This window comes from Vibrio porteresiae DSM 19223 (genome assembly GCF_024347055.1).
In the GTDB taxonomy this organism is placed as follows: Bacteria; Pseudomonadota; Gammaproteobacteria; order Enterobacterales; family Vibrionaceae; genus Vibrio; species Vibrio porteresiae.
The window spans coordinates 371,106-383,554 of record NZ_AP024895.1; the positions used below are offsets into that span (position 1 = coordinate 371,106).

Genomic DNA, 12,449 nt, shown 5'->3' on the forward strand with positions numbered 1-12,449 from the left:
TAGGACTCGATTAAGACACTTGAATTGTGTTGAGACTTGAAACAGCTTTCTAAATTAAAGAATTTGCTTGGCGACCATAGCGATTTGGACCCACCTGATTCCATGCCGAACTCAGAAGTGAAACGAATTAGCGCCGATGGTAGTGTGGGGTTTCCCCATGTGAGAGTAGGACATCGCCAGGCTTTAATCTCGCTTGCTTGATGAAACATCAAGCAAGTCACCATAAAGTTTTAAGTTAATTAGAATTTTATGTTGACTTTCAAAGTGGGTAGCGTAAGATACGCGTCCTGCCTAAGTGCTAAGGCACTGAAAGCAAAGCTCTTTAACAATTTAAACCTATCAATCTGTGTGGGCACTCGTTGATGATAATCATAGCTTCTTAGGAAGCACAATGGTTTCAATGAACTGAGTGACCAATTAAGTCTTCGGACTTAGCACAGTCAATTTATTCAGTATTCATTGAGCCGAAAAAACTTTTAATTGAAGAGTTTGATCATGGCTCAGATTGAACGCTGGCGGCAGGCCTAACACATGCAAGTCGAGCGGCAGCACAGAGGAACTTGTTCCTTGGGTGGCGAGCGGCGGACGGGTGAGTAATGTCTGGGAAGTTGCCCGATAGAGGGGGATAACCATTGGAAACGATGGCTAATACCGCATAACCTCGCAAGAGCAAAGAAGGGGATCTTCGGACCTTTCGCTATCGGATACGCCCAGATGGGATTAGCTAGTTGGTGAGGTAAGGGCTCACCAAGGCGACGATCCCTAGCTGGTCTGAGAGGATGATCAGCCACACTGGAACTGAGACACGGTCCAGACTCCTACGGGAGGCAGCAGTGGGGAATATTGCACAATGGGCGCAAGCCTGATGCAGCCATGCCGCGTGTATGAAGAAGGCCTTCGGGTTGTAAAGTACTTTCAGCAGTGAGGAAGATGGTGAGATTAATACTCTCATCATTTGACGTTAGCTGCAGAAGAAGCACCGGCTAACTCCGTGCCAGCAGCCGCGGTAATACGGAGGGTGCGAGCGTTAATCGGAATTACTGGGCGTAAAGCGCATGCAGGTGGTCTGTTAAGTCAGATGTGAAAGCCCGGGGCTTAACCTCGGAATCGCATTTGAAACTGGCAGGCTAGAGTGCTGTAGAGGGGGGTAGAATTCCAGGTGTAGCGGTGAAATGCGTAGAGATCTGGAGGAATACCGGTGGCGAAGGCGGCCCCCTGGACAGACACTGACACTCAGATGCGAAAGCGTGGGGAGCAAACAGGATTAGATACCCTGGTAGTCCACGCCGTAAACGATGTCTACTTGGAGGTTGTGACCTAGAGTCGTGGCTTTCGGAGCTAACGCGTTAAGTAGACCGCCTGGGGAGTACGGTCGCAAGATTAAAACTCAAATGAATTGACGGGGGCCCGCACAAGCGGTGGAGCATGTGGTTTAATTCGATGCAACGCGAAGAACCTTACCTACTCTTGACATCCAGAGAACTTAGCAGAGATGCTTTAGTGCCTTCGGGAACTCTGAGACAGGTGCTGCATGGCTGTCGTCAGCTCGTGTTGTGAAATGTTGGGTTAAGTCCCGCAACGAGCGCAACCCTTATCCTTGTTTGCCAGCGAGTCATGTCGGGAACTCCAGGGAGACTGCCGGTGATAAACCGGAGGAAGGTGGGGACGACGTCAAGTCATCATGGCCCTTACGAGTAGGGCTACACACGTGCTACAATGGCATATACAGAGGGCGGCTAACTTGCGAAAGTGTGCGAATCCCAAAAAGTATGTCGTAGTCCGGATTGGAGTCTGCAACTCGACTCCATGAAGTCGGAATCGCTAGTAATCGTGGATCAGAATGCCACGGTGAATACGTTCCCGGGCCTTGTACACACCGCCCGTCACACCATGGGAGTGGGCTGCAAAAGAAGCAGGTAGTTTAACCTTCGGGAGGACGCTTGCCACTTTGTGGTTCATGACTGGGGTGAAGTCGTAACAAGGTAGCGCTAGGGGAACCTGGCGCTGGATCACCTCCTTAATACGAAGATTATTGCGATGAGTGTTCACACAGATTGATACGGTTTAATAGAGCACCTAGTGGGTCTGTAGCTCAGGTGGTTAGAGCGTTCGCCTGATAAGCGAGAGGTCGGTGGTTCAAGTCCACTCAGACCCACCAATATTTCCGTAAGGAAAACACCGATGGGGTTATAGCTCAGCTGGGAGAGCGCCTGCCTTGCACGCAGGAGGTCTGCGGTTCGATCCCGCATAGCTCCACCATCTTTAAGCGCATTAGCGATAGTGTTCTTAAAAATGGTTTCGAAAGAAATCTTTGCTCTTTAACAATTTGGAAAGCTGACAAAACAATGTTTTATTTCATTGAAATAGAAGATTGTTTGTAAAGTTCTCAATTGTCTTCGTTAAGAAGACAAACAAAAACACATTCAAGTGTTCTTGGATTTACTTTTTAAGTAAATATTCAAAATTGAGTCCGGCAATATCGAGTCTGCAACATGTATAAAAATGCAGACAACCTTGGTGACTTGTTCATCAACTCGAAACTTTTTTGGGTTGTATGGTTAAGTGACTAAGCGTACACGGTGGATGCCTTGGCAGTCAGAGGCGATGAAGGACGTACTAACTTGCGATAAGCGTAGATGAGGCAGTAAGAGCCACTTGAGTCTACGATTTCCGAATGGGGAAACCCAACTGCATAAGCAGTTATCTTTAACTGAATACATAGGTTAAAGAAGCGAACCGGGAGAACTGAAACATCTAAGTACCCCGAGGAAAAGAAATCAACCGAGATTCCGAAAGTAGCGGCGAGCGAAATTGGATTAGCCCTTAAGCTTATTATGCGTCAGGCGAAGGCTCTGGAAAGGGCCGCGATACAGGGTGATAGCCCCGTAGCTGATAACGCACAGTAAGTGAAAACGAGTAAGGCGGGACACGTGTTATCCTGTCTGAACATGGGGGGACCATCCTCCAAGGCTAAATACTCCTGACTGACCGATAGTGAACCAGTACCGTGAGGGAAAGGCGAAAAGAACCCCTGTGAGGGGAGTGAAATAGAACCTGAAACCGTGTACGTACAAGCAGTAGGAGCCTCCTTTGTGGGGTGACTGCGTACCTTTTGTATAATGGGTCAGCGACTTATATTCAGTGGCAAGGTTAACCGTTTAGGGGAGCCGTAGGGAAACCGAGTCTTAACTGGGCGCACAGTCTCTGGATATAGACCCGAAACCGAGTGATCTAGCCATGGGCAGGTTGAAGGTTGAGTAACATCAACTGGAGGACCGAACCGACTAATGTTGAAAAATTAGCGGATGACTTGTGGCTAGGGGTGAAAGGCCAATCAAACTCGGAGATAGCTGGTTCTCCCCGAAAGCTATTTAGGTAGCGCCTCGGACGAATACTACTGGGGGTAGAGCACTGTTAAGGCTAGGGGGTCATCCCGACTTACCAACCCTTTGCAAACTCCGAATACCAGTAAGTACTATCCGGGAGACACACGGCGGGTGCTAACGTCCGTCGTGAAGAGGGAAACAACCCAGACCGCCAGCTAAGGTCCCAAATTATAGCTAAGTGGGAAACGATGTGGGAAGGCTTAGACAGCTAGGATGTTGGCTTAGAAGCAGCCATCATTTAAAGAAAGCGTAATAGCTCACTAGTCGAGTCGGCCTGCGCGGAAGATGTAACGGGGCTAAGCTATAAACCGAAGCTGCGGCAATGCAATTTATTGTATTGGGTAGGGGAGCGTTCTGTAAGCCGTTGAAGGTGAGTTGTAAAGCTTGCTGGAGGTATCAGAAGTGCGAATGCTGACATGAGTAACGATAATGGGGGTGAAAAACCTCCACGCCGGAAGACCAAGGGTTCCTGTCCAACGTTAATCGGGGCAGGGTAAGTCGACCCCTAAGGCGAGGCAGAAATGCGTAGTCGATGGGAAACGGGTTAATATTCCCGTACTTCTTACAATTGCGATGGGGGGACGGAGAAGGCTAGGTGGGCTTGGCGACGGTCGTCCAAGTTCAAGTGCGTAGGTTGGGTGTTTAGGCAAATCCGGACACCTAAGACTGAGACACGATGTCGAGCACCTAAGGGTGTGAAGTCATTGATGCCATGCTTCCAGGAAAAGCCTCTAAGCTTCAGATTGTAAGGAATCGTACCCCAAACCGACACAGGTGGTCGGGTAGAGAATACCAAGGCGCTTGAGAGAACTCGGGTGAAGGAACTAGGCAAAATGGTACCGTAACTTCGGGAGAAGGTACGCTCTCGACGGTGAAGTCCCTTGCGGATGGAGCTATTGAGAGTCGCAGATACCAGGTGGCTGCAACTGTTTATTAAAAACACAGCACTGTGCAAAATCGTAAGATGACGTATACGGTGTGACGCCTGCCCGGTGCCGGAAGGTTAATTGATGGGGTTAGCGCAAGCGAAGCTCTTGATCGAAGCCCCGGTAAACGGCGGCCGTAACTATAACGGTCCTAAGGTAGCGAAATTCCTTGTCGGGTAAGTTCCGACCTGCACGAATGGCGTAATGATGGCCACGCTGTCTCCACCCGAGACTCAGTGAAATTGAAATCGCTGTGAAGATGCAGTGTACCCGCGGCTAGACGGAAAGACCCCGTGAACCTTTACTACAGCTTGGCACTGAACATTGAGCCTACATGTGTAGGATAGGTGGGAGGCTATGAAGCGAAGACGCCAGTTTTCGTGGAGTCGACCTTGAAATACCACCCTTGTATGTTTGATGTTCTAACTTAGTCCCATTATCTGGGACAAGGACAGTGCCTGGTGGGTAGTTTGACTGGGGCGGTCTCCTCCCAAAGAGTAACGGAGGAGCACGAAGGTGGGCTAATCACGGTTGGACATCGTGAGGTTAGTGCAATGGCATAAGCCCGCTTAACTGCGAGAATGACGGTTCGAGCAGGTGCGAAAGCAGGTCATAGTGATCCGGTGGTTCTGAATGGAAGGGCCATCGCTCAACGGATAAAAGGTACTCCGGGGATAACAGGCTGATACCGCCCAAGAGTTCATATCGACGGCGGTGTTTGGCACCTCGATGTCGGCTCATCACATCCTGGGGCTGAAGTCGGTCCCAAGGGTATGGCTGTTCGCCATTTAAAGTGGTACGCGAGCTGGGTTTAGAACGTCGTGAGACAGTTCGGTCCCTATCTGCCGTGGGCGTTGGAGAATTGAAAGGGGCTGCTCCTAGTACGAGAGGACCGGAGTGGACGAACCTCTGGTGTTCGGGTTGTGTCGCCAGACGCATTGCCCGGTAGCTAAGTTCGGAATCGATAACCGCTGAAAGCATCTAAGCGGGAAGCGAGCCTTGAGATGAGTTCTCCCTGGCGCTATAAGCGTCCTAAAGGGTTGTTCGAGACTAGAACGTTGATAGGCAGGGTGTGTAAGCGTTGTGAGGCGTTGAGCTAACCTGTACTAATTGCCCGTGAGACTTAACCATACAACACCAAAAGGGTTTTGTAGGACTCGATTAAGACACTTGAATTGTGTTGAGACTTGAAACAGCTTTCTAAATTAAAGAATTTGCTTGGCGACCATAGCGATTTGGACCCACCTGATTCCATGCCGAACTCAGAAGTGAAACGAATTAGCGCCGATGGTAGTGTGGGGTTTCCCCATGTGAGAGTAGGACATCGCCAGGCTTTAATCTCGCTTGCTTGATGAAACATCAAGCAAGTCACCATAAAGTTTTAAGTTAATTAGAATTTTATGTTGACTTTCAAAGTGGGTAGCGTAAGATACGCGTCCTGCCTAAGTGCTAAGGCACTGAAAGCAAAGCTCTTTAACAATTTAAACCTATCAATCTGTGTGGGCACTCGTTGATGATAATCATAGCTTCTTAGGAAGCACAATGGTTTCAATGAACTGAGTGACCAATTAAGTCTTCGGACTTAGCACAGTCAATTTATTCAGTATTCATTGAGCCGAAAAAACTTTTAATTGAAGAGTTTGATCATGGCTCAGATTGAACGCTGGCGGCAGGCCTAACACATGCAAGTCGAGCGGCAGCACAGAGGAACTTGTTCCTTGGGTGGCGAGCGGCGGACGGGTGAGTAATGTCTGGGAAGTTGCCCGATAGAGGGGGATAACCATTGGAAACGATGGCTAATACCGCATAACCTCGCAAGAGCAAAGAAGGGGATCTTCGGACCTTTCGCTATCGGATACGCCCAGATGGGATTAGCTAGTTGGTGAGGTAAGGGCTCACCAAGGCGACGATCCCTAGCTGGTCTGAGAGGATGATCAGCCACACTGGAACTGAGACACGGTCCAGACTCCTACGGGAGGCAGCAGTGGGGAATATTGCACAATGGGCGCAAGCCTGATGCAGCCATGCCGCGTGTATGAAGAAGGCCTTCGGGTTGTAAAGTACTTTCAGCAGTGAGGAAGATGGTGAGATTAATACTCTCATCATTTGACGTTAGCTGCAGAAGAAGCACCGGCTAACTCCGTGCCAGCAGCCGCGGTAATACGGAGGGTGCGAGCGTTAATCGGAATTACTGGGCGTAAAGCGCATGCAGGTGGTCTGTTAAGTCAGATGTGAAAGCCCGGGGCTTAACCTCGGAATCGCATTTGAAACTGGCAGGCTAGAGTGCTGTAGAGGGGGGTAGAATTCCAGGTGTAGCGGTGAAATGCGTAGAGATCTGGAGGAATACCGGTGGCGAAGGCGGCCCCCTGGACAGACACTGACACTCAGATGCGAAAGCGTGGGGAGCAAACAGGATTAGATACCCTGGTAGTCCACGCCGTAAACGATGTCTACTTGGAGGTTGTGGCCTTGAGCCGTGGCTTTCGGAGCTAACGCGTTAAGTAGACCGCCTGGGGAGTACGGTCGCAAGATTAAAACTCAAATGAATTGACGGGGGCCCGCACAAGCGGTGGAGCATGTGGTTTAATTCGATGCAACGCGAAGAACCTTACCTACTCTTGACATCCAGAGAACTTAGCAGAGATGCTTTAGTGCCTTCGGGAACTCTGAGACAGGTGCTGCATGGCTGTCGTCAGCTCGTGTTGTGAAATGTTGGGTTAAGTCCCGCAACGAGCGCAACCCTTATCCTTGTTTGCCAGCGAGTCATGTCGGGAACTCCAGGGAGACTGCCGGTGATAAACCGGAGGAAGGTGGGGACGACGTCAAGTCATCATGGCCCTTACGAGTAGGGCTACACACGTGCTACAATGGCATATACAGAGGGCGGCTAACTTGCGAAAGTGTGCGAATCCCAAAAAGTATGTCGTAGTCCGGATTGGAGTCTGCAACTCGACTCCATGAAGTCGGAATCGCTAGTAATCGTGGATCAGAATGCCACGGTGAATACGTTCCCGGGCCTTGTACACACCGCCCGTCACACCATGGGAGTGGGCTGCAAAAGAAGCAGGTAGTTTAACCTTCGGGAGGACGCTTGCCACTTTGTGGTTCATGACTGGGGTGAAGTCGTAACAAGGTAGCGCTAGGGGAACCTGGCGCTGGATCACCTCCTTAATACGAAGATTATTGCGATGAGTGTTCACACAGATTGATACGGTTTAATAGAGCACCTAGTGGGTCTGTAGCTCAGGTGGTTAGAGCGTTCGCCTGATAAGCGAGAGGTCGGTGGTTCAAGTCCACTCAGACCCACCAATATTTCCGTAAGGAAAACACCGATGGGGTTATAGCTCAGCTGGGAGAGCGCCTGCCTTGCACGCAGGAGGTCTGCGGTTCGATCCCGCATAGCTCCACCATCTTTAAGCGCATTAGCGATAGTGTTCTTAAAAATGGTTTCGAAAGAAATCTTTGCTCTTTAACAATTTGGAAAGCTGACAAAACAATGTTTTATTTCATTGAAATAGAAGATTGTTTGTAAAGTTCTCAATTGTCTTCGTTAAGAAGACAAACAAAAACACATTCAAGTGTTCTTGGATTTACTTTTTAAGTAAATATTCAAAATTGAGTCCGGCAATATCGAGTCTGCAACATGTATAAAAATGCAGACAACCTTGGTGACTTGTTCATCAACTCGAAACTTTTTTGGGTTGTATGGTTAAGTGACTAAGCGTACACGGTGGATGCCTTGGCAGTCAGAGGCGATGAAGGACGTACTAACTTGCGATAAGCGTAGATGAGGCAGTAAGAGCCACTTGAGTCTACGATTTCCGAATGGGGAAACCCAACTGCATAAGCAGTTATCTTTAACTGAATACATAGGTTAAAGAAGCGAACCGGGAGAACTGAAACATCTAAGTACCCCGAGGAAAAGAAATCAACCGAGATTCCGAAAGTAGCGGCGAGCGAAATTGGATTAGCCCTTAAGCTTATTATGCGTCAGGCGAAGGCTCTGGAAAGGGCCGCGATACAGGGTGATAGCCCCGTAGCTGATAACGCACAGTAAGTGAAAACGAGTAAGGCGGGACACGTGTTATCCTGTCTGAACATGGGGGGACCATCCTCCAAGGCTAAATACTCCTGACTGACCGATAGTGAACCAGTACCGTGAGGGAAAGGCGAAAAGAACCCCTGTGAGGGGAGTGAAATAGAACCTGAAACCGTGTACGTACAAGCAGTAGGAGCCTCCTTTGTGGGGTGACTGCGTACCTTTTGTATAATGGGTCAGCGACTTATATTCAGTGGCAAGGTTAACCGTTTAGGGGAGCCGTAGGGAAACCGAGTCTTAACTGGGCGCACAGTCTCTGGATATAGACCCGAAACCGAGTGATCTAGCCATGGGCAGGTTGAAGGTTGAGTAACATCAACTGGAGGACCGAACCGACTAATGTTGAAAAATTAGCGGATGACTTGTGGCTAGGGGTGAAAGGCCAATCAAACTCGGAGATAGCTGGTTCTCCCCGAAAGCTATTTAGGTAGCGCCTCGGACGAATACTACTGGGGGTAGAGCACTGTTAAGGCTAGGGGGTCATCCCGACTTACCAACCCTTTGCAAACTCCGAATACCAGTAAGTACTATCCGGGAGACACACGGCGGGTGCTAACGTCCGTCGTGAAGAGGGAAACAACCCAGACCGCCAGCTAAGGTCCCAAATTATAGCTAAGTGGGAAACGATGTGGGAAGGCTTAGACAGCTAGGATGTTGGCTTAGAAGCAGCCATCATTTAAAGAAAGCGTAATAGCTCACTAGTCGAGTCGGCCTGCGCGGAAGATGTAACGGGGCTAAGCTATAAACCGAAGCTGCGGCAATGCAATTTATTGTATTGGGTAGGGGAGCGTTCTGTAAGCCGTTGAAGGTGAGTTGTAAAGCTTGCTGGAGGTATCAGAAGTGCGAATGCTGACATGAGTAACGATAATGGGGGTGAAAAACCTCCACGCCGGAAGACCAAGGGTTCCTGTCCAACGTTAATCGGGGCAGGGTAAGTCGACCCCTAAGGCGAGGCAGAAATGCGTAGTCGATGGGAAACGGGTTAATATTCCCGTACTTCTTACAATTGCGATGGGGGGACGGAGAAGGCTAGGTGGGCTTGGCGACGGTCGTCCAAGTTCAAGTGCGTAGGTTGGGTGTTTAGGCAAATCCGGACACCTAAGACTGAGACACGATGTCGAGCACCTAAGGGTGTGAAGTCATTGATGCCATGCTTCCAGGAAAAGCCTCTAAGCTTCAGATTGTAAGGAATCGTACCCCAAACCGACACAGGTGGTCGGGTAGAGAATACCAAGGCGCTTGAGAGAACTCGGGTGAAGGAACTAGGCAAAATGGTACCGTAACTTCGGGAGAAGGTACGCTCTCGACGGTGAAGTCCCTTGCGGATGGAGCTATTGAGAGTCGCAGATACCAGGTGGCTGCAACTGTTTATTAAAAACACAGCACTGTGCAAAATCGTAAGATGACGTATACGGTGTGACGCCTGCCCGGTGCCGGAAGGTTAATTGATGGGGTTAGCGCAAGCGAAGCTCTTGATCGAAGCCCCGGTAAACGGCGGCCGTAACTATAACGGTCCTAAGGTAGCGAAATTCCTTGTCGGGTAAGTTCCGACCTGCACGAATGGCGTAATGATGGCCACGCTGTCTCCACCCGAGACTCAGTGAAATTGAAATCGCTGTGAAGATGCAGTGTACCCGCGGCTAGACGGAAAGACCCCGTGAACCTTTACTACAGCTTGGCACTGAACATTGAGCCTACATGTGTAGGATAGGTGGGAGGCTATGAAGCGAAGACGCCAGTTTTCGTGGAGTCGACCTTGAAATACCACCCTTGTATGTTTGATGTTCTAACTTAGTCCCATTATCTGGGACAAGGACAGTGCCTGGTGGGTAGTTTGACTGGGGCGGTCTCCTCCCAAAGAGTAACGGAGGAGCACGAAGGTGGGCTAATCACGGTTGGACATCGTGAGGTTAGTGCAATGGCATAAGCCCGCTTAACTGCGAGAATGACGGTTCGAGCAGGTGCGAAAGCAGGTCATAGTGATCCGGTGGTTCTGAATGGAAGGGCCATCGCTCAACGGATAAAAGGTACTCCGGGGATAACAGGCTGATACCGCCCAAGAGTTCATATCGACGGCGGTGTTTGGCACCTCGATGTCGGCTCATCACATCCTGGGGCTGAAGTCGGTCCCAAGGGTATGGCTGTTCGCCATTTAAAGTGGTACGCGAGCTGGGTTTAGAACGTCGTGAGACAGTTCGGTCCCTATCTGCCGTGGGCGTTGGAGAATTGAAAGGGGCTGCTCCTAGTACGAGAGGACCGGAGTGGACGAACCTCTGGTGTTCGGGTTGTGTCGCCAGACGCATTGCCCGGTAGCTAAGTTCGGAATCGATAACCGCTGAAAGCATCTAAGCGGGAAGCGAGCCTTGAGATGAGTTCTCCCTGGCGCTATAAGCGTCCTAAAGGGTTGTTCGAGACTAGAACGTTGATAGGCAGGGTGTGTAAGCGTTGTGAGGCGTTGAGCTAACCTGTACTAATTGCCCGTGAGACTTAACCATACAACACCAAAAGGGTTTTGTAGGACTCGATTAAGACACTTGAATTGTGTTGAGACTTGAAACAGCTTTCTAAATTAAAGAATTTGCTTGGCGACCATAGCGATTTGGACCCACCTGATTCCATGCCGAACTCAGAAGTGAAACAAATTAGCGCCGATGGTAGTGTGGGGTTTCCCCATGTGAGAGTAGGACATCGCCAGGCTTTAAATTGCATTAGCGAGATGGATATCTTGTTAATAAGAATACAGCGGAGCGGTAGTTCAGTTGGTTAGAATATCGGCCTGTCACGCCGAGGGTCGCGGGTTCGAGTCCCGTCCGTTCCGCCACTAATTAAAGAAGCCTCAGTCGAAAGACTGAGGCTTTTTTGCTTTTTGTTTAAAAAATATTTGTGCACTTCTCTTTTTCTTTCCCCCCCTAAAGACACGCAGACTTCTTCACCAGACAAAGCTATTGTTCATTCGAGGCCTTCTACTCGAGAGATTGTCACATACGGTTTTCGATCGTATAGGTTGATCAATGTTAAATTGTTGTGATTAAACCGTAGGTCACCTTTTCATAGTGAAATAGCGATGCTAATTTATCTGCTGAATGTTTGGCATCTAGCTATTGGAGTTTTCTGAATGAGATTGCCTTTATTATTGGTTCTATTCTCCTGCTATGCGTCAAATGTAGCTTATGCTGAAACAGCATCTACTGACGTGAAATCAAATGATGAGTCTTTGGTTGACGAGAGAGTGCAGGATGAGAAGAAGGTTCAGGATAACCCTTTTGTTATCATGCCTCACAAGGCTAACTATTTGTTACCTATCACTTACAATCCTCATCCTAATGACAAACCGTTCCGTGAAGATGATGAATATGCTGATGATCTAGAAAAGTTCGAGGCTAAATTTCAGATATCTTTTAAGATGCCACTAGCTATCGATCTTGTCGGTGGCGGTGACCTATATTTTGCGTATACCAACCAGTCATGGTGGCAAGTTTATAATAAAGATGATTCAGCCCCGTTTCGAGAAACCGTACATGAACCTGAAGTGTTCATGCTCTTCGACAACGATTGGAAAATTGGTGGCTTTACTAATTCATATTGGGCTCTAGGAGCTAACCATCAGTCTAATGGACGCTCTGGGACACTTTCGAGGAGTTGGAACCGTTTATATGGTTCTATGGTGTTCGATAAGGGGGATTTTGCCTTAAGTGCAACAGCGTGGTGGAGAATTCCTGAAAGTCGCAAGGATAGTCCTACCGATGCCACTGGAGATGATAATCCAGATATCACCCACTACATGGGGCACTTTGAGCTTGTCGGTCTATATGGAGTAGGGCAACAGCGTTATACGTTTTTGATTCGAGATAACTTACAGCAAGATAATAAAGGTGCTCTTCAATTAACGTGGAGCTATCCGATTCATCGTAACTTACGTGCGTACGTTCAATACTTTAACGGTTATGGTGAAAGCTTAATTGATTACGATGTGCATACTCAGCGTATTGGTATTGGTATCGCGTTAAACGATCTTTTATAACCTCATTTATTATAAAA

At 48.9% G+C, this 12,449-nt stretch carries 1 protein-coding gene, 5 tRNA genes and 7 rRNA genes; all 13 read left to right on the forward strand.

Annotated features, from left to right (window positions below; all coding sequences use genetic code 11):
* The first annotated feature begins 66 nt into the window (after positions 1 to 66).
* The 13 genes from rrf (OCV11_RS01730) (at position 67) to OCV11_RS01790 (ending at position 12,432) form a co-directional block, all read left to right on the forward strand.
* Positions 67 to 182 (forward strand): 5S ribosomal RNA (rrf, locus tag OCV11_RS01730).
* Positions 183 to 477: 295 nt separating this feature from the next.
* Positions 478 to 2,020, forward strand: a 16S ribosomal RNA gene (locus tag OCV11_RS01735).
* Between the two features lie 61 nt (positions 2,021 to 2,081).
* Positions 2,082 to 2,158, forward strand: a tRNA-Ile gene (locus tag OCV11_RS01740).
* Between the two features lie 25 nt (positions 2,159 to 2,183).
* Positions 2,184 to 2,259, forward strand: a tRNA-Ala gene (locus OCV11_RS01745).
* A 297-nt stretch (positions 2,260 to 2,556) separates the two neighbouring features.
* Positions 2,557 to 5,443, forward strand: a 23S ribosomal RNA gene (locus OCV11_RS01750).
* An 86-nt stretch (positions 5,444 to 5,529) separates the two neighbouring features.
* A 5S ribosomal RNA gene (gene rrf / locus OCV11_RS01755) occupies positions 5,530 to 5,645 on the forward strand.
* Positions 5,646 to 5,940: 295 nt separating this feature from the next.
* Positions 5,941 to 7,483, forward strand: a 16S ribosomal RNA gene (locus OCV11_RS01760).
* Between the two features lie 61 nt (positions 7,484 to 7,544).
* Positions 7,545 to 7,621: transfer RNA gene (locus tag OCV11_RS01765), tRNA-Ile, on the forward strand.
* Positions 7,622 to 7,646: 25 nt separating this feature from the next.
* Positions 7,647 to 7,722, forward strand: a tRNA-Ala gene (locus tag OCV11_RS01770).
* A gap of 297 nt (positions 7,723 to 8,019) precedes the next feature.
* Positions 8,020 to 10,906, forward strand: a 23S ribosomal RNA gene (locus tag OCV11_RS01775).
* Between the two features lie 86 nt (positions 10,907 to 10,992).
* Positions 10,993 to 11,108 (forward strand): 5S ribosomal RNA (gene rrf / locus OCV11_RS01780).
* Together the 16S, 23S and 5S rRNA genes with 5 tRNA genes alongside form the textbook arrangement of a ribosomal RNA operon.
* Before the next feature lie 47 nt (positions 11,109 to 11,155).
* Positions 11,156 to 11,232, forward strand: a tRNA-Asp gene (locus tag OCV11_RS01785).
* Positions 11,233 to 11,526: 294 nt separating this feature from the next.
* Positions 11,527 to 12,432 (forward strand): phospholipase A, encoded by a 906-nt coding sequence (locus tag OCV11_RS01790; protein WP_261894632.1) that lies wholly within the window; start codon positions 11,527 to 11,529, stop codon positions 12,430 to 12,432.
* The last annotated feature ends 17 nt before the right edge of the window (positions 12,433 to 12,449 follow it).